Origin of the sequence: Roseovarius tolerans (assembly GCF_900109855.1) — a bacterium.
Classification (GTDB): Bacteria; Pseudomonadota; Alphaproteobacteria; order Rhodobacterales; family Rhodobacteraceae; genus Roseovarius; species Roseovarius tolerans.
On sequence record NZ_FOBO01000010.1, the window covers coordinates 1 to 24,331 of the forward strand.

22 protein-coding genes are annotated in these 24,331 nt (G+C 61.7%); 13 read left to right on the plus strand and 9 right to left on the minus strand.

Annotation, left to right across the window (positions count from 1 at the left end; genetic code table 11):
- The 8 genes from BMX04_RS10835 to BMX04_RS10870 form a co-directional block, all read left to right on the plus strand.
- A partial coding sequence (locus BMX04_RS10835) for an integrase core domain-containing protein (protein ID WP_139194537.1) occupies nt 1-253 on the plus strand: 253 nt, incomplete at its 5' end.
- A 333-nt stretch (nt 254-586) separates the two neighbouring features.
- A complete protein-coding gene (locus BMX04_RS10840; RefSeq protein WP_139194538.1) occupies nt 587-1,531 on the plus strand; it encodes a hypothetical protein in 945 nt (314 codons plus the stop codon).
- On the plus strand, nt 1,532-2,269 hold the full coding sequence (locus BMX04_RS10845; protein ID WP_074786366.1) for a class I SAM-dependent methyltransferase: 738 nt from the start codon (nt 1,532-1,534) through the stop codon (nt 2,267-2,269).
- A 314-nt stretch (nt 2,270-2,583) separates the two neighbouring features.
- Nucleotides 2,584-3,567: a sulfotransferase domain-containing protein gene (locus tag BMX04_RS10850; protein WP_074786369.1), complete on the plus strand. Its 984-nt coding sequence runs from the start codon at nt 2,584-2,586 to the stop codon at nt 3,565-3,567.
- Nucleotides 3,564-4,715: a mitochondrial fission ELM1 family protein gene (locus tag BMX04_RS10855; RefSeq protein ID WP_074786372.1), complete on the plus strand. Its 1,152-nt coding sequence runs from the start codon at nt 3,564-3,566 to the stop codon at nt 4,713-4,715. The genes BMX04_RS10850 and BMX04_RS10855 overlap by 4 nt, the downstream gene beginning before the upstream one ends.
- 1 nt (nt 4,716) lies before the next feature.
- Complete coding sequence (locus tag BMX04_RS10860) at nt 4,717-5,703, plus strand: diacylglycerol/lipid kinase family protein (protein WP_074786375.1); 987 nt, start codon at nt 4,717-4,719, stop codon at nt 5,701-5,703.
- 76 nt (nt 5,704-5,779) lie between these two features.
- Nucleotides 5,780-6,736, plus strand: coding sequence for a hypothetical protein (locus BMX04_RS10865; RefSeq protein WP_074786378.1), 957 nt, complete (start codon nt 5,780-5,782; stop codon nt 6,734-6,736).
- Nucleotides 6,737-6,938: 202 nt separating this feature from the next.
- A complete protein-coding gene (locus tag BMX04_RS10870; protein ID WP_050661440.1) occupies nt 6,939-7,889 on the plus strand; it encodes a hypothetical protein in 951 nt (316 codons plus the stop codon).
- Nucleotides 7,890-7,923: 34 nt separating this feature from the next.
- Here the strand turns inward: BMX04_RS10870 and BMX04_RS10875 are convergent, their stop codons facing one another.
- Nucleotides 7,924-9,003, minus strand: coding sequence for a mitochondrial fission ELM1 family protein (locus BMX04_RS10875; RefSeq protein ID WP_244888524.1), 1,080 nt, complete (start codon nt 9,001-9,003; stop codon nt 7,924-7,926).
- A gap of 193 nt (nt 9,004-9,196) precedes the next feature.
- Between BMX04_RS10875 and BMX04_RS10880 the strand changes: the two genes are divergently transcribed.
- The gene (locus tag BMX04_RS10880; RefSeq protein WP_074786380.1) at nt 9,197-10,126 is read left to right on the plus strand and encodes a sulfotransferase domain-containing protein; all 930 of its coding nucleotides are present in this window, start codon (nt 9,197-9,199) and stop codon (nt 10,124-10,126) included.
- Between the two features lie 309 nt (nt 10,127-10,435).
- On the opposite strand, the gene BMX04_RS10885 is transcribed toward BMX04_RS10880, so the two are convergent.
- A complete protein-coding gene (locus tag BMX04_RS10885) occupies nt 10,436-11,257 on the minus strand; it encodes a nucleotidyltransferase family protein (RefSeq protein WP_074786383.1) in 822 nt (273 codons plus the stop codon).
- Between the two features lie 47 nt (nt 11,258-11,304).
- Nucleotides 11,305-12,453, minus strand: a complete 1,149-nt coding sequence (locus BMX04_RS10890) for an N-acetyltransferase (RefSeq protein ID WP_074786386.1) — start codon at nt 12,451-12,453, stop codon at nt 11,305-11,307.
- A 238-nt stretch (nt 12,454-12,691) separates the two neighbouring features.
- On the opposite strand from BMX04_RS10890, the gene BMX04_RS10895 reads away from it, so the two are divergent.
- Genes BMX04_RS10895 through BMX04_RS10910 form a run of 4 tightly spaced genes read left to right on the plus strand, consistent with a single transcriptional unit; the run spans nt 12,692 to nt 16,514 of the window.
- Nucleotides 12,692-13,675: a lysophospholipid acyltransferase family protein gene (locus tag BMX04_RS10895; protein WP_074786389.1), complete on the plus strand. Its 984-nt coding sequence runs from the start codon at nt 12,692-12,694 to the stop codon at nt 13,673-13,675.
- A 13-nt stretch (nt 13,676-13,688) separates the two neighbouring features.
- Nucleotides 13,689-14,336, plus strand: coding sequence for a sterol desaturase family protein (locus tag BMX04_RS10900; protein WP_050661445.1), 648 nt, complete (start codon nt 13,689-13,691; stop codon nt 14,334-14,336).
- Nucleotides 14,337-14,389: 53 nt separating this feature from the next.
- Nucleotides 14,390-15,340, plus strand: coding sequence for a lysophospholipid acyltransferase family protein (locus BMX04_RS10905; RefSeq protein ID WP_050661446.1), 951 nt, complete (start codon nt 14,390-14,392; stop codon nt 15,338-15,340).
- Complete coding sequence (locus BMX04_RS10910) at nt 15,333-16,514, plus strand: mitochondrial fission ELM1 family protein (protein ID WP_074786392.1); 1,182 nt, start codon at nt 15,333-15,335, stop codon at nt 16,512-16,514. The genes BMX04_RS10905 and BMX04_RS10910 overlap by 8 nt, the downstream gene beginning before the upstream one ends.
- On the opposite strand, the gene BMX04_RS10915 is transcribed toward BMX04_RS10910, so the two are convergent.
- The 6 genes from BMX04_RS10915 to BMX04_RS10940 all read right to left on the minus strand — a co-directional run bounded on the left by BMX04_RS10915 (nt 16,501) and on the right by BMX04_RS10940 (nt 23,560).
- Nucleotides 16,501-18,204 (minus strand): ABC transporter ATP-binding protein, encoded by a 1,704-nt coding sequence (locus BMX04_RS10915; protein WP_050661447.1) that lies wholly within the window; start codon nt 18,202-18,204, stop codon nt 16,501-16,503. The genes BMX04_RS10910 and BMX04_RS10915 overlap by 14 nt on opposite strands.
- Before the next feature lie 130 nt (nt 18,205-18,334).
- On the minus strand, nt 18,335-19,282 hold the full coding sequence (locus tag BMX04_RS10920) for a metallophosphoesterase family protein (protein WP_235575666.1): 948 nt from the start codon (nt 19,280-19,282) through the stop codon (nt 18,335-18,337).
- A 51-nt stretch (nt 19,283-19,333) separates the two neighbouring features.
- Nucleotides 19,334-20,542 (minus strand): serine palmitoyltransferase, encoded by a 1,209-nt coding sequence (gene spt / locus BMX04_RS10925; RefSeq protein WP_050661449.1) that lies wholly within the window; start codon nt 20,540-20,542, stop codon nt 19,334-19,336.
- A complete protein-coding gene (locus BMX04_RS10930) occupies nt 20,539-20,805 on the minus strand; it encodes an acyl carrier protein (RefSeq protein ID WP_050661450.1) in 267 nt (88 codons plus the stop codon). Before BMX04_RS10930 ends, spt begins: the two co-directional genes overlap by 4 nt.
- 11 nt (nt 20,806-20,816) lie before the next feature.
- Entirely contained in the window at nt 20,817-21,758 is a 942-nt protein-coding gene (locus BMX04_RS10935) for an NAD-dependent epimerase/dehydratase family protein (RefSeq protein WP_074786395.1), read from the minus strand.
- Nucleotides 21,755-23,560, minus strand: a complete 1,806-nt coding sequence (locus BMX04_RS10940; protein WP_050661451.1) for a fatty acyl-AMP ligase — start codon at nt 23,558-23,560, stop codon at nt 21,755-21,757. The genes BMX04_RS10935 and BMX04_RS10940 overlap by 4 nt, the downstream gene beginning before the upstream one ends.
- Nucleotides 23,561-24,331: the final 771 nt, after the last annotated feature.

The window sequence follows — 24,331 nt, forward strand, 5'->3', positions numbered from 1 at the left end:
CGCGGTGGGCGCCAAGACGGCCTTTATTGCGCCAGGATCTCCGTGGGAGAACGGCTACTGCGAAAGCTTCAATGCCAGGTTCCGGGATGAGCTTCTGAACGGTGAGGTCTTCTACTCGCTACGCGAGGCCCAGATTCTGACCGAGAAGTGGCGCCGCCACTACAACACAGTCAGACCGCACAGCGCTCTGGGATACCGCCCACCAGCGCCCGAAAGCATCGTTCCCATAGACCAAAGGCCGACCATGCACTAACATTTAAACTGGACCACTCAGTGGGGGCAGACCACAAGCCCGTGTGAAGACTTGCAGAAATTGACCTGAAAGACGCGCCAAAGGCGCGCAACCTACTGCGGCGTTTCGCCGAATTGATGGGCAGCCACACGATTTTGATGTCGAAACACCGCTGATTACGCTTTATGAGCGCTATGTGCGGCCTGGCTAGGACCCGAAATCCAGACCTAGCGAGTATTGAAATGATCCACGGGATCATGCGCCACCTACGGGCCTGCACCCTACGACCCGACCTGATGAGGACATGCGGGGACAAAACGAATGAAGCTGTGGTAGCCGATGATGATTAAATAGATGCAAACGAAACCATCAATACGATTTGTGTACAGGTCAGGAAAAGAGTCGCAGGGCTCGACTTTCATGCGCTGCTTCCAACTTAGCGCGATGATCCGGCCCTATCTCGAGGATCGCTTCGACATAGACGTGCTTGAGATGCCGGATGGCAATTCACCGTTCAAACAGTTGCTCTGGGCCAAACGCCAGGCCCGGCATACGATTTTTGTGTTCTCCAAGGCCGCCATCAACAAGTTGTTCGCCAGCACGGTCTGGTGGTTACGCCAGCGCGGCAGCCTGATCTGCTTTGACCAGGTCGATAACGATCATGGCGTGACCTCCCGGCTCTATGCCGACATCCAGTTCTGCAGCTCATATGCCCAGCTGGAAAAGCTACGACGCCACAAAAAGGAAAATCCTCGATTCAAAGGTGAGCCGATGCTGCTCTTGCACAGCTATGATCTGCGGCTCGAAAACTTCACGCCGCGCGAATTGGATCATGCGCGAATGGTCTATTTTGGCGACCCGCGAAACGCGAACCTCAAGGCAGGGATCGAGAAAACCATGGATGTGATCGAGATATCCGAATCCGACGAGATGCAGGCGGTGCTGCCACGCCTCGCGGGTTACAACCTGCACTATTGCATCAGAAACCAGGACATCGCCGCCCCGCTTTCATCGAAACCCTTCACCAAGGGCTTTACGGCGGCGGCCTGCGGGGCCAATGTCATCGCGCACCGGCGCACCGAGGATGTTGAGGAATTCCTCGGGTCCGACTATCCGTTTCTGGTTGACGGCGACAGACCGGACGAAGTCCTGTCAATGATCGAGCGGGCAAAACACAGCTATGGCGATGCGGATTGGCTCAGGGCGCAATCGATCATGCAGACGGTAAAGACGCGGGTATCACCCAAGGCGCTCGCGCAACAGCTGAGCACAGCACTCAAGGAATTCGGGATAGGGTAAATGGCACTTTTCAAGAAAAAGAAACCGGGGCGTCACAAGGAAGCCGGGTTCGGCGAGAACACCGGCACGCATTATCGCAAGGTGCTGGAGAACCTGTTCAAGCTCCGCGCGCCCGAGTGGTATCTCGAAATTGGCTCGCGCGACGGACGCTCCCTGTCCTTGTGTCCGTGCAATTACATCGCGATCGATATCGAGTTCAAGGTCGAGCACGACACGTTCAACACCGCGCAGCAGATGATGTTCTTTCAGCAAAGCAGCGATGATTTCTTCGGGGGGGAGTTCCTGTCCCGCAACGCCATCACCCCGGATCTCGCATTCGTCGACGGCTTGCACCATTTCGAATTCGCCCTGCGGGATTTCATGAATTGCGAACGGAACATGAAACCGGGTGGCCTCGTCTGCCTGCATGACGTCAGCCCCTACAACGCCGCCATGACAACGCGCGACACAGATTACACCAACGTGCTCAAACGTCCCTGGACGGGCGATGTCTGGAAGGTGATCGCAGCCCTGCTGGACTACCGACCCGACCTCGAGATCAACGTTCTCAACGCCGAGGCGACCGGCCTCGGCTGCATCGAGAACCTCGACCCGACGAACAACACCCTGTTCGAGCACTACGACGAGATCTTGAAAAAATACATGGATGTCGATCTCGTGGAGATCGGGCCAGAGGCTTATTTCGGGCGGTTCTCGCTGACCGATGCAGAGGCGTATGTGGCGCATCAGGGACGCTAGCGCCCGCCACGTCCGCGACCCATGCCCCTCGCCCCGGCGCACTCTGGCGTTGGGAGGGGGCATTACGACGTTCACGATGCATGTCAGGATGAAACCGTTATTCTTTTGCGGTGGCAAATCCGTGGTGAAATGAGTAATCCCCACTCCAAGACAATGCCCGGCCGGATGGACGCGGTGAAACCGAACAGGCCAGTGGCCCTACGTGACATGCCCGACCCGGACGGCCAAGGGATTGTCGCGACACGAGTTGGATGGCACGCAAAAGGCAAGATCGCGGACCGGACCCCGAACCCAGTCCGCCTCTTGATCAGCAAATGAACGACACGATACGAATTCTTCGCGCCAGCTTTCCAGAGGCCAGCAAGGTTGTCTGGCGCAAGGCGACCCGCCGCCTACTCAAGCTCAGGCTCGACCTCACCGGAGCGGATCAGGCCGAGCGCATCCGCGCCGAGCGTTATCAGCGCGGTCGCGAGCAGTACCGCAGTCTTCAAAAAGCCGACGCCGTGGTGGTGTCTTTCGGCAAAAGCGGTCGAACCTGGCTGCGCGTGATGGTCTCGCGCCTCTATCAGCAGGTCTATGATCTGCCTGAGGACACGCTAATCGGGTTTGACAATTTTCATAACATGGATCGCCGTGTGCCTCGGCTGTTCTTCACCCATGACAACTATATCGGCGACTATACCGGCCATACCGACAGCAAGGTCGATTTCTACGACAAGAAGGTGCTCTTGATGGTGCGCGACCCGCGTGATGTCGCGGTATCTCAGTTCTTTCAATGGCGTTTTCGCCAGCGGCCCGAAAAGAAGCTTTTGAATGAATATCCACCGGACGGGGATGACAGATCCGTTTATGATTTTGTCATGCACGAAGGTGGCGGCTTGCCCAAGGTCATCGACTTCATGAACATCTGGGCCCGCGAGCGTGACAATCTGCGCGCACTTTCGGTGATCCGCTACGAGGACATGCGCGCCAACCCGCACGAGACCCTGACGCAGGTGGCCGAATTCCTCGACATCCCCGCCGATGCCGCGCGTATACAAGAGGCGGTGGATTACGCCTCGTTCGAGAACATGAAGAAAAAAGAGGCCGAGAGCAGCTTCCGCATGAGCGGCACGCGCTTGGCCCCCGGCGACAAGAGCAATCCCGACAGCTACAAGACCCGTCGCGCCAAGGTCGGCGGCTTTCGCGATTATTTCGAGGACGACCAGATCGAGGCGATCAACGGGCTTACGGCCAAGACCCTCGACCCCGTCTATCGCTACGACGCGGACGCCACAGCCGACAGCAAGGCAAAATGACGCCTTCCGAAGCATCCCCTCGCATCTGGCGGGTTCTGGGCGACAAGAAGGGCGATAACAGTCAGGTTGACGTGATCGCAGAGGCGCTGGAACAGACACGCGGCTGGACGTCAGAGCTGCGCCATTTGGAAATGCTGCCGGAATACGTCAAGGGTAAGCCGCGCGTCGCGCCCACCCTGCACCATATCGACCGCGCGCGCAGCGACCCGCTGGAACCGCCCTGGCCCGACCTGATCCTTACGCGCGGGCGCCGCCCGTCCAATGTCGCGCTCTGGATCAAACGGCAATCCGGCGGGCGCACGCGCATCGTGCTTCTGGGCAAGCCCGCGGGCTGGCTGTCGCATTACATGTCTCAGTTCGACCTCGTCATCACCAGTTCCGAAACCCTGCCGCCGCCCTTTGACAACGTCATGCAGATCGACCTGCCGCTGATGCAGATCGGGGCCGACCGGCTCGAAGCGGGGCGTGTCGAATGGCAGGATACGCTTGCCCCCCTGCCCCGGCCTTTGGTTGCATTCCTGATCGGCGGGCCGACCAGCCCCTATGTCTACAACTCCGAGGCCGAGACCCGCCTGCGCAAACGCATCGCGCAGGTTCTGGCGCGAGGCGGCACACCCTATCTCGTCGGCTCGCGGCGCACGCCGTCAGGGTTTCTGGATCGTCTGCAAGACGGATTTCCCGACACCCTTCGCGTGTTCGACTGGGCCCGCCCCGAGGGCGAGAACCCCTATACCGGCCTTCTGGCCCTCGGCGACCGGTTCGTCGTGACCGGCGACAGCATCTCCATGCAGGTCGAAGTGGCCCGGCTTGGCAAGCCGCTCGAAATCCTGCCGCTGCCCTTCGGCTGGCTGGGGCGGCTCGACGATGCGCGGCGGCGGCTCGCGGCGTGGATGTTCCAACCGGCACGCGCCGGTCACCCCGCCGAGGCGGCTCGCCTTGCCATGGCGCGCGGGCTCTATCATCTGAGGTTGATGCAACAGACGCGGCATTTCCCACGGTTTCACCAGATCCTCATTGATCGCGGTCTGGCCAGTTGGGCCGGTGACGCCGAGGCGGACACCCCGACCGATCAGCCGATCCCGACGGCCAGCGCGGATGACGTGACCCGCATCCTCGCCCGGATCGACCCGCTCTTGCGCGGGGTGTGACATGACCCATCCCAACATCTGCGTCATCAGCAACCCGACCAGCGGCAACAACCGCAAATGGCAGACCCGAATCGAGGAGCGCCTCGCCCGCTACGACCATGTCCGCCACCATGTCACCCGCTCCCCGCAAGAGGCCGAGGCGCTGGTGCCGGACCTTGCGGCAATGCAACCCGACGTGGTGGTCATCAATGGCGGCGACGGCACCATCGCGGCGGCGCTTGGCATGATCCTCGATCACTGGGTCCCCGATCGCCTGCCCCTGATCATCGTGCTGCCCGGCGGCACCGCCAACATGACGGCGGGCGATATCGGCACCGCGTCCTCGCATCGCCGTGCGCTCAAGCGGTTCTTTGCCTGGCTTGACCGGGGCGCGCCGCTCGACGGCGATATCCGCGAGCGTCACATCATGCGCGTCGACGGGGCCGCCGACGGGCAGGTGCGCTACGGCATGTTCATGGGAACCGGGGCGATCATGCAGGCCACGAAATTCGCCCATAGCGAGGTGCATTCGCGCGGCCTAGGCGGCGAGATCAGTCTCGGGATGATCCTTATCCGCTCGGTCTGGGGGCTGATCCGTCAGGACCCGAAGTTCTACCAGCCGACCCATGTGCGCATGCGGATGACCGGCGCGGGCGGCGCGCAGGTCAGCCGCGACGAAGCCCCGATGCTGATCCTCGTGGCCAGCACGCTCGAACGGCTGTTTCTTGGCATCCGACCCTTCTGGTCCAGCGAAAAGGCCCCCATCGGCCTCACCACGATCCGTGGCGGCGCCGCGCGCTTTGCCCGCGCCTTCCCGTCGGTGCTGCGCGGGCATCCGAACCGCCATGTGACGGCGGAAAACGGCTATGAGAGCTTTCGCGCCGGGCAGATTGCGCTCCGCTTCGAGGGGGAACTCAATCTCGACGGAGAGCTGTTCGCCAGCTCCGGCCCCGATGTCCCGCTCGTGATCACCGCCGAGGGACCATTGCGCTTTCTGCGTCCACGCTAGGGCGCGGCGCTTGTTTGCCAGCCCGCCCCGGGCCTATAGAGGGCAGGTGATTTTCCATGCAAGGCACGCGCATCCCATGACTGGCCAGCAGACACCGGCAGAGTATCCCACCCCGGACGGCCCCGATCTTGAGACCTCCGCCGCCCTGCGCGTGCTGGTGACGGCGCTGCAAGAGCGCTTCGGCGACGGGCTTCAGGCGGTCATCCTCTACGGCTCCTGCCTGCGCAGCACCGACCTTCTGGATGGGCTCGTCGATTTCTATGTGCTGGTCGAGAACACGCCGCGCGCCGAACCCCGGCTCTGGCTGCGGCTTGGCGGGCGTATCCTGCCGCCCAATGTCTATTACCTCGAAACCCCTCTGGGGGATCAGACCGTGCGTTGCAAATACGCCGTGCTCAGCCTCGCGCAATTCGAACGCGGCACCGGTCCGGGCTGGTTTCATTCCTATCTCTGGGGACGCTTTGCGCAGCCCGTGAAACCGGTCTGGTGCGACAGCCCCGCCACCCGCGCCCGGCTGCACGCGGCCTTCCTGCGTGCGGGCGAAACCCTGCTGCGCCGCGCCATCCCGGCGCTGCCACCCGAGGGACGACTGTCGGACCTGTGGCGAGGGGCGCTGGCACTCAGCTATGGCACAGAACTGCGCGCCGAACGTCAGGGCCGCGCCGCCGAACTCGCCGGGCATGGGCAGGCCTTCTTTGAGGCGCTGACCCAGTGCCTCGAGCCGCGTCTCGGTGGGCTCTTGCAGATTGGGAACGACGACGGCACCCTGCACTATCGCAGCTACGCAAGCCGCCGCGCCCGCCGCCTTGCCCCGATGCTCTGGGCACTGCGGCGGGTGCAGGGCAAGGCGCTCTCGGTGGCGAGGCTGATCAAGGGGCTGTTCACCTTCGAAGGCGGGCTCGATTACCTCGCCTGGAAACTGTCGCGCCATTCCGGGCAAGAGGTGGTGATACCCGACAAGGTCCGCCGCCGCCCGCTGATCCATATCTGGGGCTTCATGCGCCAGCTTTATGCCCGGGGTGTTTTTCGCTGACCCCGCGTTTGCCGCAAGGCCCACGCAAGAATCCGCGCACAAACTGAAACACAATGACAGTTTCACGACGTTTTTCGGCTTTTACGTGATCCAGATCAAAACAGTAAGGTGTTCAATTGTGTTCCTGAGACATGGCGTCTGCCGGAATTCTCCTGTATAGAGCGCCGCAGAAAAAACAAAATCGAGGTTGCGGATACACATCATGAAACACGCCGTATTCATCCAGTCAAACCACAAGCAGATCGTCGGCGCGATTGCCGCCGAGCACGCGCTGCGCCGCTATTCCACCAACAACGACAAGTTCGAGGTGCATATCGTCAACAGCCGGGATTACCCGTTCTTCCTGGCCCGCGAAGGCCAAGAATACATGCGCGACGGGGTCAAGCGGGTTTGGCTGAACGAAGACCTGCAATCTTTTACCCCCACCCGCTTCATGCCGCCCGAACTGATGGGCTACGAAGGCCGCGCCGTGGTCATCGATCCCGACGTGTTCGCCTGTGCCGATATCTGGGAACTGCTGAACCGTGACATGAAGGGCAATGCGATCATGGCGCGCATGCGCTCGGGCACCAAGGGCCTGATCGACAAGGCCTACGCCAGCTCGGTGATGCTGCTCGACTGCGCCCAGCTGACCCACTGGAAGGTCGAAGAACAGTTCAACGCGATGTTCGACGGTGATCATGACTATTCGCGCTGGATCGGTCTGCGTAACGAAGACCCCAGCAAGATCGAATTCATCGAGAACGAGTGGAACGATTTCGACAAGTTCAACACCGACACCAAGATGCTACACACCACCCGCCGCAAGACCCAGCCGTGGAAGACCGGCCTGCCGGTCGATTGGCGCCCCGCAGAGAAATTCCGCCTATTCCCGCCAGCGGCGTGGGTGCTTCGTATGCGTCGCAAGATCTTTGGCGAATACGGCCTGATGGGCAATTACAAGGAGCATCCCGACAAGAACCAGGAGAACTTCTTCTGGGGCTTGGTCAAGGAATGCGTCGAAGAGGGCAAGCTCACCGAAGAGTTCCTGCGCAAGGAAATGGAAGAAAACCACGTCCGCCACGATGCGCTTGAGATTCTCAAGAATGTGCCAGACCTGCCCGCAGGCACCGCGCATCCGCTGAGCACCGGTAATCTTGCCAAGGCGGCCTGATCAAGACATGGGTGCGGGCCCAGGCCCGCGCCGATCAAAACAGCGCGCGAATTCTCTCGCTCGCGTCTTGCGCTCCGCCCGATGGGTCGGGGCGCATTTCTTTTGTCCATCCCTCGCCCTGCGCCACCAGTTTTGGCGCCTCATCCAGCCAGCGCGCCCGCCCGTCGCGCACCAATGCATCCTGAATGCGCGAAATATCCCGCCGCATCCGCACCGGCGCAAGGCCCATCGCCAGCGCATGGCTCAGCGGCTTGTGCCGGAAATTATGGGGATGGCTCCACCAACTGCCCGGCGAATCACCGGGATCGAAGATATAAAGCGGCCGCCCAAGGCTTGCCGCCTCGGCCAGCATCGACATGCTTTCGCCGGTGACGACAAACCGATCCGCAAGACCCAGAAAGGCGGAATAGGGGTTCTCCTCTGAGCCCACGCGTTCATGCCACCAATAGGTTTGCGCAGGCACGTGGAGCGCGTCGCAAAACGCCTGCGCCACGGCAGGTGGCGTGCGCGGGCTGCCGGTGACAAGGGCCGCCCCCCCGCTTGCGCCGACCAGCCGGTTAACCCCCTCCGCCAGGCGGCGCACCTTGGCAGGGGTGAAAACGAACGGCCCGCTATCGCCCCCGATCAGCACCGTGGTGAAGGGACGCGGCAGTTGCGCGAGCATCGGCCTTGCCAGTTGTGCGGCGTCATCGACGCGCGCACGGGTAAACCGGTGCATCGGCAGCGGATTGACCAGGATGTTGGGCGCAGGCTCAAGGAAATACTGCGGCGTGCCGACAATCAGATCGTAGCAGTCAGGCGGAGCCCAGGGACGCCCAACATGCACCAGCCGCACGCCGCCGCCTGCTTGTCGCCTGATCCAGCGCGCGACCGGCTCGTTGCGACGCCCGGCGCTGATCACCAGATCCGGCCAAGGGGCGCTAAGGGGGCTCGACGCCTGCCGGTCGATCCCCATCAGCGTCGGCCCCAACAGCAGGTGTGGCAGCAATTCCCAACTGCGCGCGAAAATACGTTTCTCCTCGAACGGCCATTCCAATGCCTCGGCCAGCGCCAACACCTGCGTGTTGTCGCCCGCCTTGCGCCCCAGCAGGCACCAGACCTTTGCCGGTTTCACCGTCCCGTCCTTGTCCAAAATCTCTCTCGTTTTCGCTCTATGCGGATCATGCCCGCCATCCTGCCCTGTTGCGCGGTCAATGCCACAAATTTCAGCCTGAAACAGCCACGCGCAAAATTACCCATACAAACCCGGAGCGATACCCTCTAAGAGCAGGGTACGAAACCCTGACCCAAGACCAGATTGCCCGCCCATGTTCAACGTCTCCTATCGCGAGGCATCGGCCGTTGCCACGCGCCACCTGATCCTCACCGCCTTGTTCTTTCTGCCCAAGGCCAAAAAGATCGCGTTGGAACGCCGCCTGCGCGGCAAACAGGAATATGCCTACCTGCAAGAGGCCGACTGGGCGCTCGTGTCATGGGGCAAGAGCGGGCGCACGTGGTTCCGGGTGATGCTGTCACGGTTCTACCAACTGCATTTCGGGCTCGACACCGATTACATGCTGGAGTTCGACAATTTCCATCAGCTGAATCCGAAGGCCCCCAAGGTCCTGTTCAGCCATAACAACTACATCCGCGACTATCTCGGCGCATGGAACAATCTGGATTATTACAAGGGGCGCAAACTGGTCCTGCTGGTGCGTGATCCGCGCGACGTGGCGGTGTCGCAGTATTTCCAGTGGCGCTACCGCATGCGCCCGCGCAAGAAGGCCCTGAACGCCTATCCGGCCCATGGAACGGATGTCGATATTTTCGATTTCGTCTGCAATCGCGATTGCGGTATTCCCCGCATCGTCGAGGCGTTCAACACCTGGGCCCGCTCGATGCCGGCATTGGGTGATGACGTGTTGCTTGTCCGCTACGAGGATCTGCGTCGCGACCCTGCGGAAGTTTTGCGACAGGTCGTGGCCTTTACCGGGACCGAGGGCAGCCCCGAGCATATCGAGGCCGCACGCGAGTATGCCGATTACGAGAACATGAAAAAGCGCGAGGCCAAGAAGGACGGCATGCGCGGCAGCGGTCAGCGGGTCAAACCCGGCGACACGGCGAACCCCGATTCCTTCAAGGTCCGGCGCGGCAAGGTCGGCGGCTATCGCGACTATTTCACGCCTGAGCAAGTGAAGATTGTCGATGCGATGGTCGATGACGCGCTGGACCCGTCCTTTGGCTACAACGCCTCCTGACTCGAGCGGTCAGGGGCAGGCGGAGGCGCATTTGTTTGCGATGTTGATCTGGAACTGCCGTTGGCGGTTTCAAAGACAAGCCGTGCCGTGCCCGACCGCCGGGTGGGCGCAGCAACCTATGTGGATCGCACTTTATGCCAGCCAACACTCCCGCGTTTTCAATGGCTTGAAACGTTGCAAAAGCGCCCGCCCGAGGGGGCGGTCGGGCGCTGCGCGGCGGTGCCTGCGGCACCTTGATTCCGCGCATTGGGGCTGAACTCTAACGTCTGCTCCAGGCCAATATTCCCACCGGCACGCACCACGAACCGATCAACCCGCGCCCGTTTCCGGCTCTGCTCCACGCGCCGACGCTTCCTTGCTGTAGCGCTGCACCAGCAGGTAATCCGACACCGAATCCACATCCACCGAGGCATGCGCATAGGGCAGGATCACCACGCCGATGCGCAGCCCGACCCGGCGCGACAGACCGGCGAGCGCCGCATCGAGGCTCAGCCACCCCATCTTGTAGCGCAACAGCGCCCAAAGCCCCAACAGGCGAATGACCACCAACGGCTTCTTGCGGTCCTTTTCGACCTGCCGCCAGAAATCTGCCACACGCCGTCCGTCTTCAGTCAGAAAGGCAAAGAGATTGCAGCCACAATACCCACCATCCCGGAATCTCAGAACGGTCTTTTTGAGATCGGGATAGGTCTGGCGGACCAGATCATACGGGGCGAGACCGACGACAACGTCGCAGCCCGATTGCGCGCTGTCGCGGCAGAAATGATCGACGATCTCGCCGGTCAGCAGCGGATGATCAGCGGTGGTGATCAGAACCGGTTGGGATTCTGGGAACCGGCCCAGCATGTCATAGGCGCTGGTGCTTGGCGAGGGGCCGGGCGGGGTCCAGTCGATGCGCTTCTCGTCGATGAGGTCGACAAGCCCGGCATCGCTTTTGACGCAGGCCTCGGTGGGGCCACTCAGATGGATCGAGCCAATGGACACCGCATCGTCCAACGCGTTGATCACACGCCGGATCATGATGGTTCCATCTATATCGAGCAACGCCTTGCAGGCGACACCGGTTTCATCGCGCAGCGGATCACGGTCGGCTCTCTCACCGGCTAGAATTACGGAGGTAAAGTCTTTCACGGTCTCACTTTCATAGCGGCTGCGATCTTGGTCTGCTCTCGGTCGACCTACAAGGTTTTCTGGTAGACGCGATACCGCTTGTAGATCGTACTGCCGACCGCCTCAATGATATGGCGCATGCCATCATTGTCTTCCAGAACCCAGCCCATTTCGACGGATGTGACGTTCCGTTTCACCATCGCCTTGCGCACCGCGTCAATGACCAGAAAGGCGAGTGTCGGACCAAGCCGCGAATACTGGTATTCCTTGCGCACGCCCATCAGCGCGACCCGGGCGCTGCGCGCGCCCCTGACCTTGATCCGCCACAGCAGTTTCGCCCAGCCAAACGGCAGCAGTCTGCCACGCAGATCGCCGATCAACTCATTGATGTTCGGGAACGCGGTGATAAAGGCGACCGGGCGTCCCTCGATCTCGGCGATCTGAATGAAATCGTCGGGCAAGAGCAGAGACAATACCTTGGCGGTTTCTTCGAATTCCTCGTGGGTGAAGGGCACGAAACCCCAGTTGTCCGACCACGCATCGTTGAACATATCACGCATGGCCTCGAAATCGGCGGCCCTGTTCTTGCGGTCAAGCGTGCGGATCTTCACGGTCCGGCTGGCGCGGGTGGCCAGTTTCTGCATCACATCAGGGGCCACGAAATCGGGGCGCACCTTGTAGGTAAGCAGGTCCTTGACCGCCTCGAAGCCCTGCTCCTCCACCCGCCCGGAATAATACCTTGGCGCATGGCCCATCATGATGAACGGCGGATCTTCGAAATTATCGACCAGAAGGCCAAGATCCTCGTTGATCGAGAGATTGTAGGGGCCCCGCACCGAGGCCGCGCCCCGCGCGCGCAGCCAGTCCTGTGCCGTCTCGAACAGCGCATCGAAGACAGCGCTCTCGTCGATCGCCTCAAGCATGCCGAAATAGCCGATCTTGCCCGCCTCGTCCTCGGGCTGCATCTGATCGAGTTGCGCGGTGATCCGCCCAACGGGCGTGCCGTCGCGGTAAGCCACCCAGGCGGCGACCTCGCAATGGGCGAAAAGCGGCTTGTTTTCGAACACGCGCTGCTTTTGCTCGAACATCAGTGGTGCCACCCAAGCAGCATCACCGGCGTAAATCCGCTCTGGCAGGTGCAGGAAGTCATTTACCGTCTGACGGCTCTTGGCCTCGACGAGAGTAATCTGATCGCGATCAGACGTGTCGGATGACATGGGGGGCCTTTCTTGCAGTGACTGTGACCTTACGCGCATTTGCACGACAGGCCGACAAAAGGTACTATCATAGTCGTCCACGATATGGTCCGGGACACGTTGAGGTCGCATTGCGCACAGGCCAGCATTCCTGCACTGGAACCGGACAGACAAACCTTGGAAACTGCTTGCAATTCCCGCACCCAACCTCAAATAACGGCGCAACTATCCACTTTGAAAAAGAAGAAGTCGAGTCTCCTTGGCCAAATTCATCCTCGGAAATGCACATCGGAACACAGCGTTCAACAACGCACTCGCGCGCAACATCCTGTGGTTCGCCGATCTCGTTTTCGTGGGCGCGGTTCTGGGGCTTTTCCGAGTGCTGCCCGTGACCTGGGGGTCTGCGCTCGGGGCCCGCGTCGGTCGCATCTTCGGCAAGATCGCCAAGCAACGGACCCGGCACATTCGCGCCAACCTGTCGCTCGCCCTACCCGAAAAGTCGCCGGCCGAGATTGACCTGCTGGCGCAGGAGGTCTGGGAGAACGCAGGCGCGGTGATGGCCGAATACCCCAATCTTCCCGCCTTCGGGGATCCGCGCCGTGACCGGCTCGAAATCGAGGGCGATGAGCATATCTCCGCCGATCAGCCCCCCGGCCGGCCGGTGGTCTTCGTGGCTGCGCATCTGGCCAATTGGGAGGTGATCGGTGCCGCGATCACCCGGATGGGCATCCCGTCCTGCGCGATGTATGCACCGCTCTCGAACCCATGGCTTGACCGCAAGATGCGCAGCTATCGCAACGCGCTCGGCTGTGAGCTGATCTCGCGTGACGCGGGGCTGCGGGGGTTCCTCGATGCGCTCAAAGCCGGAAAATCGCCGATTATCATCACGGACAGGCGTATAGAGGGTGGCAAACAGATCCCGCTCTTCGGCGAAGACAAGGAATCGTCCATCCTGCCCGCGCGTCTTGCCCTTCGTTTCGGCGTGCCTTTGGTGCCCGTTCAGGCCATGCGTCTGCCCAGTGCCAGGTTTCGCGTGCGCTTTCACGCGCCCCTGCACCCCCGCGATCCGGAGGCCGATCGCGACGATCAGGCCGTTGACCTTGCGCATCAGGTCAACGACAAATTTGAACAGTGGATCACAGCCCGCCCCGGCGAATGGCTTTGCACCAGCAAAATCTGGCCATCTGCTGTTCTCCAAGCTAAAACAGACATATATACGGAAGTGCGCAGAGCAGCCGAATAACTGGAGTTTCACAATGTCGAACCATCAACCGAGTCGCACCCACCGCGTCGACGAGTCGGTGCGCCTGTTCAAGAATCCGATCCTCGAGAAACTGAGCCATGTTCACCCGATTGTCCCGCTTCTGGTCTGGGGACCCGTCGCGATCTGGCTTCTGGTGCGCGCGGTGACGGTTCATCAGATCGGTCTTGCAGGTATGGCGGTGATCGGGGTTGCGGGGCTTTTGACCTGGACACTGGCTGAATACCTGCTGCATCGCTACCTGTTCCATTTCGAGCCAAAGACCGATCTGGGCCGACGGTTCATCTACCTGTTCCACGGAGTGCATCACGACACGCCGCAGGACAAGACGCGCCTGCTCATGCCGCCCGCCGGTGCGTTGCCGATCATCGCCGTGCTTTACCTGATGTTCTGGCTGGTCCTGCCCTACCCCTGGGCCGAGCCCTTTACCGGGTTCTTCATCATCGGTTACCTGATCTACGACTATATCCACTATGCGACGCATCACTTTCCGATGCGGCATCCACTGCTGAAGTTCCTCAAGCACTACCACATGCGGCATCACTTCTCGGATGATGACGGGCGCTACGGGGTCAGCACCCCGTTCTGGGACTGGGTGTTCAACACCTACCCGTCCAAGCCGGAGAAACCGAACAGAGGCTAGGGCCCGCCCGCCTCTCTCTTCTCCATACCGCCGCTCCGGGTTGGGGTCTGTCGATGGCCAAGAACTATCTGTTGCCCAAAGGGCTGGTGAACCGGTTTAACTGGGTGCAGACGCCGATCTGGCTGGTTGAGGCGGCGGCATTCTATATGCTTCTGGGATTTGCCAAAGCGTTGCCGTTTCCGGTCGTCGCGACGATATTCGGACGTTTTCTTGGCAGCTTTGGCTACCGGAATGCTCAAAAGCGCCGCGTGGTGCGACGCAACGTGTCCGTAGTTCTGCCACAGACCCGCGAGCGCGAGCGCGAGACCGTGGTACGGCGGATATTTCGCGTCACCGGACTCGCGGCAGCCGAACTGTTCCTGCTCGGACGGATTTGGCGGCGGCGAGCGCACTATCTTGAATTCTCGATTCATCCAGAGGCACAGGACATCATCGCCCGGAAAGAGGCGATTATCTTTGCCACCGCACATGTCGGCGCTTGGCAGCTCTGCAACCTGATCGGTCGCGAGCACGAATTGGCCATCTCGGTAATCTACACACAGGAAGCCAACCCTTGGCTGCACCGTTTCTTTCTCGCCAGGCGGCGCGCATTTGGTGGCCCGATGGTGCCAAGTGCTGGCGGCGCACGCACTTTCCTGCGCGAACTGGCCGCCGGAAACTCGGTCGGCGCGGCGTTTGATACCCGGATCGATCAGGGGGAGATGGTGCCGTTTTTCGACATCCCCACCCCGACCAGCACCCTGCCCGCAATGCTGGCCATGCGCGGCTATACCTTGCTGCCCATTCGCACGGTGCGTTTGCCAAACTGGCGGTTCCTGATCGAAGTCGAGGCCCCGCTCTCGCCGCGCAACCCACAAGCCCCGCGTGCAGAGCAGATCATTGATCTCACCCATCAACTCAACCAGCGGTTCGAGGCCTGGATCAGCGAGTATCCCGACCAATGGCTGTGCATGAAACGGCGCTGGCCCAAGGCCGCCGTCGTGCCCCAATCCCCCGATGTATAAGCAGGAAAGCCCCCCGCGCGTCTGGGTCGTGGACTCCCACCGCTCCGGCGAAAAGACGCAGTTGCGCGCGCTCGCTGAGGGGCTGGGCTGGCCCTATGAGATAAAGACCCTGCGCTATCGCAAGTTCGAGATGCGGACCAACCTGTTGCGCGGCAGCGACCTGCGCGGCGTGGACCGCGCAAATTCCGACGCGCTCGCGCCTCCCTGGCCCGATCTCGTGCTCTCGATGGGCATGCGTAACGAACCGGTCGCGCGCTGGATACGCGACCAGTCGGGTGGGCGCACGCGGCTGGTCTTTCTCGGCCGTCTCTGGTCTGACCCTGAACAGTTCGACCTGGTGATTACCACTCCGCAATACCGTGTGCCGGATCGGCCCAACGTCTTGCGGAATGCCCTGCCGCTACACCCTCTGGGTCCCGGACCAATGGCCAAGGCCGCAGCCCGCTGGGGTCCGGCCCTGTCACATCTTCCGCGCCCCTATCTGACGGTGAACATCGGCGGCACCAGCGGGCCTTATGCTTTTGGCCCGCGCGCCGCAGAGCGGCTAGTGCGCGACACCCTGGCCCTGGCGCGACAACGCGGTGCATCGCTTCTGATCAGCTCGAGCGCACGGACACCGGCCCCGGCCATTGCCGCCTTTGCCGCTCAGTCCGAGGTACCGATGCAACTCTATCGCTGGCAACCGGGTGACCCCGACAATCCCTATCTGGGTTTTCTGGCCCTCGCGGACGAGATCATCGTCACGGCAGACAGCATCTCGATGCTGTCAGAGGCCTATGCCACAGGCAAACCCGTCCATATGTTCGATCCGGGCGCAGGACACTTGAGCATGCGCCGCGACATGGCGCTGGCCCTTGGCGAGACGGAGCGCGCACAAACCCTGGCCCGAGATGACAGAGATCGCCCCGACCTGGCACTTGGCCCATTGGCCTATCGTGCCCTGATGCGGTGGGGCTGGCAGCACCTGTCACGCGACATCAGCCAGATGCACCTGCGGTTGGTGCAGTCCGGCCGCATGGGCTGGCTGGGAGACCCGGCACCGAGGGCGCCACAGCATACTCCGCCGCCAAGCGATATGGAACGCGCCATTGCCCGCATCGGTCAGCTTATGGAAACCGAGCCGTCCGGCACGCCCGGAGAAAGTCACCGCGCGGAACGCATCAGCCAGCTTTGAAGTCGCCCCCGGGCTCTAACTGATGCACGATATCGGCGGCATCCGAAAGGCGGCTGTTATGGGTGATGGCGAGGATCGTCAACTGATCCCGCAAGGCGCGTAGCGTCTCGATGATGGCCGCCTCGCTTTCGACGTCGAGTGCGCTTGTCGCCTCATCCAGGATCAGCAGCTTCGGGTCATTGATCAGGGCCCGCGCGATTGCGATGCGCTGCCGCTGCCCGCCGGAAAGCCGCCCGCCCCGTTCCCCGACCACGGTGTGAACCCCCTCGGGCAGGTCGCTGACGAAGCCCCAGGCCCCGGCCTTTTTCAAAACCTCTTCAACACGCGCCTGCGTCGCCTCTGGATCACCAAGCGTGACGTTGTGAGCGATCGTATCGTGCAGCAGCACCGTCTCTTGCGGCACGTATCCCACCATCCGCCGCCAGGCCTTGAGATCAATCTGCTGAAACGGAACGCCATCAACGGTGATCTCGCCTGCGTCGGGCCGCAAGAGCCCGATCACAAGGTCGACGATCGTGGTCTTGCCCGATCCCGAGGGCCCCACGAGCGTCGTCATCTGGTGTGCGGGAATATCAAGATCGAGGCCGGAAATCACCGGGTGCCCATCGTAGGAAAAGCCGATGTCGCGCAGCACGAGACCTGATTTCAGAGCCGGTGCCACATGCCCGCCCAGATGTTCCAGCTCTTCCTGCGCGCGGCGGTTGGTTTCCATCAAAGACCAATACGCGCTCTCGCTCTGCGCAAGCTTCTGGTACTGCTTTTGAACCTTTCCGATGAAATTGAAGGCCCGCCCCAATGTCACCGCAAGAATGAGCACCGTTGCAAACTCCATGGAAAGCACACCCAACGCCATGTAAATCCCGAAGGCGATGACGATCACGAACATCAGGTCCTGCCCGGAATTGAGCCCTGCACTTGCCAGAACCTGACGGCGCAATGCCTTGTTGAGGCGGTTGGTCTCGTGATGCAAAAGCTGATCGGCGAGGTTCTCGCGCGCCATCGCCTTGAGTGGCTTCACCGATTGCAGCGTATCTGTCAGATGCGACATCAGCGACACCATCAGATCGGTCTGCTTCTTGCCCGCCTTGCGGGTCACGCGTACCAGGAAATGCGACAGCCAGATGATCACCGTCCCGCCAACCAGCCCCAGCAGCGTCGCCTCCCAGGACACCAGAACGGCGACGGTGCCATATACCAGCGCCTGAATGAGAAACGTCAGCGCAGTCGCCCCATACATATAGGCGTCGGCCGAGCGTTGCGCCTCTGTTGCCAGCGCATTGGTTAGCCTGCCCGCAGGCTGATGCAGAAAAAAACGCCAACGGCTACGCATCATGTTGCGCAGGGTTTCCAGCCGCAGATCGGTGGCGATCTGCGCGGCGGTGTAGCCGACCTGACGCTGTGCCACCAAAAGCAGAATCGCCTTGAAGAAGGCGGCGACCACGATCACGATCAGCAACGCGCCGAGCGTGACCGGAATGCCCAGCCATATCATGATGTCCATGACCGCCTGTTCCAATTCGCCCGGCGGCTCGGCTGTCGCCGCGTCTTCGCCGGAATAGAGTGCGATCTTGAGCATCGGAAGCAGCGCCGAGAGGCCCAGCCCCTCGGCCAGACCGGAAAAGAACAGCGCCAGGACCATGAGAAAACTGGCCATCGGATAGGCGCGAAAGAGATCGATCATCAGGCGCATGGGTGGTCTTTCGTCAATTGGCCGGACATCTGACGCACGCGGTGCGCCAGTCTTGCGCGTCGGTAACACGAGATCAAAGCGACCGCCACTTTCACGCGCCTGCGCGGGGCATGAAACCGCGCGTCACGCCTCATCCTGCGTGCCCGCGTGCGATTGCCATGGTGGCACATCGACCTGTCTCCATGCGCTGATCCGCGCCCACGTGCCGGGCGCTCAATTCGACCTCCCAACCGTCAGCGCTCTGCGTGATCCGGTAGAGGTTGTAGGCTGCCGGTTCGTGATGCATCGACGAGGCCGACGGCACGCCGATCACCGGGGCCGGTCCGTCGCGCGTGGGCAAGCTCTGGTGATGGCTGCGGTGGCTATGGCCATGCAGGACCATCTCGACACCTTCACGCTCAAGCAGCGCGCAGAACTCCACGTGATCGCGCAGGTGCTTGCGCGGTGACACCGTACCCAGAAGCGGCGGATGATGGATCATCATCAGGCGAAACAATCCCTCCTCCCGCGTCTGGCGCAGGAGCGCGGCAAGTCGGTCACGTTGTGCGACCCCCACCTCTCCAACAGCGAACCCCGGCGGCGACACCACCGCGCTGGATATGCCGATCAGAGCAAGCGCACCACGGCGGCGCAACACCGGAAAGGCGCATGTCACATCGGCGCTTTCAGGTGCGGCATCGCCTTGCCAATAGGGCTGCCATTGCGCGGCGCCCTTGTCCCAGGACCCGGTCACCAGCGCCTCGTGATTGCCGGGAATCGTCATCACGCGGGCCGGATCGCCCAAGGCGTCCAGCCAGTGCCGCGCCGCGCGATACTCGCTATCGAGGCCGAGATTGGTCAGATCACCGCTGACCATGACCAGATCCGGCGCATGCTCCTGCATATCCGCGATGAGACGCGCCAGGATTTCGGGGCGGTGGCGGCGGTGCCGCTTGGTGCGCCAGGACAGCAGCCCGAGAAGGCGCTTGTTCAGCACCTCGCGCAACGGCACCGTCACCGGCAAAGGCAGATGCGGGTCCGAAATATGCGCGAGCGTCACCCCTGCGGGTGTGTTGCTTTCGGGTCCCTGCATTGCCATCGCCACCATTTCCGAAACGGGTCCCGCGCGCCGGGCGCGCGGGCCGGATGCCTAATGCGCGCTTGCGCCGACGGCTCTGTCCGATCCGGCACTGGCCGCTTTGAACGCGCTCAGAATGGCGTCGATCTGCTCAAAGCTGTGCGCGGCGCTCAGGCTGCACCGCAAGAGTGCCGCAGAGTCCGGCGCTGCGGGCGGCAGGACCAGGTTGACATAGACCCCCTCGTCGAGCAGCGCGTTCCAGAGCCGCGCGCCCTCTTCCTTGGAGGGCACGCGCACCGCGATCACCGGGCTGACGGTCGAGGCAAGCTCATAGCCCAGCCCCTTGAGCCCATCATAGAGCCGATTGGCATTGGCCCAGAGCTTGTCCTTGATCTCGGGGCGGGTGCGGATCGCGCGCAACGCGGCGTCGGCGGCGGCGATATTGGCCGGGCTTGACGACGCGGTGAAGATATAGGGGCGGCTGCCATACCGCAAAAGCTGCATCTCGGGGTGGCGGCTCACACAGAAACCACCGAGCGAGGCGAGGCTCTTGCTGAACGTGCCGGTGATGAAATCGACCTGATCGAGAATGCCCGCCTCTTCGCAAAGGCCAAGGCCTCTTTCGCCGTAAACGCCGAAGGAATGCGCCTCATCGACCATGAACCATGCGCCGTATTCCTTGGCCACGGCACACAGATCGGCCAGCGGGGCAATATCGCCCAGCATGCTGTAAAGACCCTCGGCGATGACCAGCGCACCCTCGGCGTCGCCGCCAAGACGGCGCAGGCGCTTGCGCAGGTCTTCGGGGTCATTGTGCCGGAACGCGAGGAAATCGGCGCCGCTGATCCGGCAACCGTCATAAATACAGGCATGGCTGTGACTATCGAGCACGACCTTGTCGCCCGGGCGCAGGATGGCCATCAAGAGGCCCAGATTGGTCTGGTAACCGGTCGAGAAGATCATCGCCGACGGCACGTCGTAGAACTCCGCGAAGTCGCGTTCCAGCGCCGCGTGACCGGCAAAGCTGCCATTGGCCATGCGCGACCCGGTGGTGCCGCTGCCCTGCTCATGCATCGCGGCGCAGGCTGCATCGAGCAACTCGGGCTCGAAGGTCAGGCCAAGATAGTTGTTGGTACCCACAAGGATTGTGCGCTTACCCGCGATCAGCGCCTCGGTAGGCGACAGGATCTTTTCCATGACGATCCTGCTGGGATCGGCCTCGACGGCCCCCAGCGAATCCCGAATATGCGCAAGTTCGGCGAAGCGGTCTGAAATACTCATGGTCTGTTCTCAACCAGTTGCTTGATTTGATTGGCAAGATCCTGAACCGTATTGACGTTGGCCATCATGTTCAACGGAAAGCTGACGTCGAACGTGTCCTCGATTTCCATCAGCAGCTCCATCATGTTGACCGAGTCGATGTTCATGTCAGCGGCAAGGTCGGTCTGTGCGTTCAGCTCGTCCGATTTGGTGGGAAACCGCGCCAGATGCGTCAGCAGCGTCTGCATGATTTCCTGGTCTAGGTCTTGGGTCTCATGTGACATTCGATTTACCTTCACAAGGGTTTCACAGTGCGTCCCGGCAAGAGCGGAGACAGACCGTCCTGCAGAGAGATATTCGGCTGCCAGCCGGTGGCCAGTGTTATTTCCGTGTTGTCGCACACCCAGTCAGGGTGACGAAGCTCGTTGATCTTGCCGGGCGTCATCATCGGCAGGTAGCCGAAGAGACGGGCCGCTAGCAGATTTATCGCGGCAACGGATCGCAGTACGCCCTCGGGCAGCTTCAGGTGCCAGCCGCGACCCCGACCTGCCACGCTCTCGACGATCGTCGCGATCTCTTCCCAGCTGTATCCGGCATCGTGACCATCGTGGAGTTCATAAGTACCCTGCGCCGGGCTGTCCAGAAGTTTGACCGCGGCGTTCGCCAGGTCGTTGACATGCAAGAGCGAGGCACGCGCCCCCACGACCCCCGGCATCGGCACGACCCCACGCGCCATCAATTGCAAGAGCGGCAAAAGCTCTTTGTCGCCGGGTCCGTAGATCGCTGGGGGGCGCAGAACCGCGCAGCGCAGCTCACTGCCTTCGGCGACCTCTGCCAGCATCGCCTCGCCCGCCCGCTTGCTTGCCGCATAGGGGGACAGCGCGGGCTCACGCGCGGCTAATGACGAGACCAGGACAAAGCGCGCGACTGATGAACTTTCCCGCGCCACGCTGGCAACACGCGCGACGCCCTCGGCGTTGACGGGCATGAAATCCGCGTCATCGCGGCCACGTACACGCCCGGCGAGATGGATGATCGAACCGGCCCCATCCATAAGATCTCCGAGCGCCGCCGCGTCAGAAAGCCCCCCTGTCACGGTCACCAGATCAGGGTGACTGATCGCAATAGCTTGCCGGTGCACCAGCGCCCTGACCGGACGCCCGCACGCAAGCAGATGTGCGACAAGGGCCTGCCCGACAAAGCCTGACGCACCGGTCACGGCAACGGCTGTGCTCATGCGATATTACGGATCGGTGCCCTGTCGTGATCCACCGGCGCGGTGTCGATGGCCTCGGGTTTGACCTCCACTCCCGCTGCACGTCGCCGCCCAAGGAAATCGAGCCGCGCCCGCGCCCGCGCCAGCTTGCCCGACGAGGTACGTGGCAAGGTGCGGGTGGGAACCAGTTCGATGATGCAGTCGATCCCGTATTCCGAACGCACCAGCGACGCGATGGTCTTGACCAGACGCGCGCGCTTGATCTCGTCACGCTCGCGGCATTGCACCACAAGAACAGCGGTCTCCTGCTGATCCTTCTCCGACGGCACCGAGAACGCGGCGGCGTCGGTGTAGTTCACACCGGGCTGCGTCTTGGCGATGTATTCCAGATCCTCTGGCCAGATATTGCGGCCATGAATGATGATCATGTCCTTCTTGCGCCCGGTCACGAACAGACGGCCATCGGCCATGTACCCGATGTCCCCGGTATTGAGCCAACCATCCGCGCTCAGCGTCTCGCGCGTCATCGCCTCTTCGCGGAAGTAGCGGCTCATCACGCTGGGGCCGCGCAGGTGGACAACACCGGCACGACGCTCGGGCAGGTCGTTGCCATCCTCGTCGCGGATCGCGATGTCGAAGCTGGGCAGCAATGCGCCACAATCGACGTAGCGCGCGACGCGGCGCTTTTCCTTCAGAGCCGCTTCGGGGTTGAGAGGCTCTGCCACATTCTCATGCTGCATGTTCTCGGCATCGACGTAGTCGATCTTGAGTTCCTCATCCAACCCGGCAAAGCTGATACCAAGCGAGCATTCGGCCATGCCGTAGCACGGCAGGAACGCGGTCGACTTGAACCCGGCAGGCGCCAGCGCCTCTGCAAAGCGTTGCAGCGGCTCGGGATTGATCATCTCGGCGCCCACGCAGGCAACGCGCAGCGCGCTCAGGTCCCACTTTTCAGCATCGCTCGGGCGCACCCGCATCGCGGCCAGATCATAGCCGAACGGAGGGCCGGAGGTGATCGTGGTGCGGTTGGCCGACATCATTTCCAACCACTTGCGCGGCCGCATCGCGAAATCCTGGGTGCCAAGAAAATCCACCGACCGTTGCGTCGCCATCGGCATCATGATGAAGGCGACAAGGCCCATGTCATGATAGAATGGCAGCCACGAACCGAACCGATCCTCGGGTGTCATCTTCAGGCCGTGGGTCGACATGTCCTGGATATTCGCCAGCACGGTGGCCTGATCAATCACGACACCACGCGGGAAACGGGTGCTACCTGATGTGTACTGGATATAGGCGATACTGTCGGGGGCGATCTCTGGCAGGTCCTGCGAGGCCGAAACCAACTCATCATAATCTTCGGGCGTGCCGACAAAGGTCAGGTCGATATCGGCCTTCGCTTCTTCGAGGAATGGCATCCATTCCGCGGGGGCCATCGCCACCGAAGCGCCGCAATTCTCGATCAGGCCGCGCAGTTGTGCAACATAGCCCGCGTGACCACCGATATGCATCGTGGCAGGCAGCGGCACGGGCACCAGCCCGGCATATTGGCAGGCCCAGAAAAACCGCACGAAATGCAGTGACGTCTCTGCAACGAGCGCGACCCGCGCTCCGGGCTCTAGGCCCAGTCCCAGCAGGCGACGCGCAAGCGCGATGGCGTCTTGCTGAAGGTCGGCATATGTCGAACTGGCATAGACTTCGCCCCTGGCGTTGTAGAAGTTGACGCCGGTCGTCCCCTGCGCGGCATAGTCGAGTGCCTCTTTCAGAGTCGGGAAGTCTGCCCGTCGCAAAGCGAGGGCGTGCGAACTGCCTGTCGCCTGCATCTCAATTATCCTTGTTTGGTTTCCGAATATCTTCGGTTCTCACGTCATAACACCAAGTGTATCGCATGTGGCGTTCTACTGGCACAAGCCGAGGTTTCAGGTCAAGTCAGGGCCAACGGGCTCAATCGGGCCGGGCGCGTCACGAAAAAGCCGCGAAACCAGCACGCAGCAGGCGATCGGGCACGGTGCCGAACTGTCGGCCGCTGCTCCGCCTTCCGAGCGGGCGCATGCGAATGCCACGACCACGCCCCCGAAACGCAAACCTGATGCCCCCTGGCCCACCGGATCATGCACCTTTCCACCGCGTGCGGCACCATCAGCGTGACCCGCGAAACGCGTGTTTCCAGTAGTATACCCCGCCACAAAGAAATCATATATTGTATTATATTACAGTTACTTAATCCGGCTCAACAGGCGGCTTCCCGGGACCACCAAAGCAGGGGCAATCTTGTAAAATTGCCAGTGACCATCAGGCCCTGCGCCGCCACCGTCAAAGCCGCGTCCAGTTGCGATGGAAATCCGCATGGCGGGCCATAACGGCACCGTTCAGGACAACACCCGACAGCCCCGCCCAACACCCAGCATCGCGCGCCGTGGGCGCATGCCTAAACCCTCCGATATTGCCGCCAAAAGACATCGGCAACATCTTGCAGTTTATGTAACAAATGGTTTCCAACCCGTAACATGATCACGAGCGGGCGCAGCATACTCACCATATCTTACAGAATGTTATCGAAGATTTGGGAGGTGCCGGGCGAGCTGACACCCGGG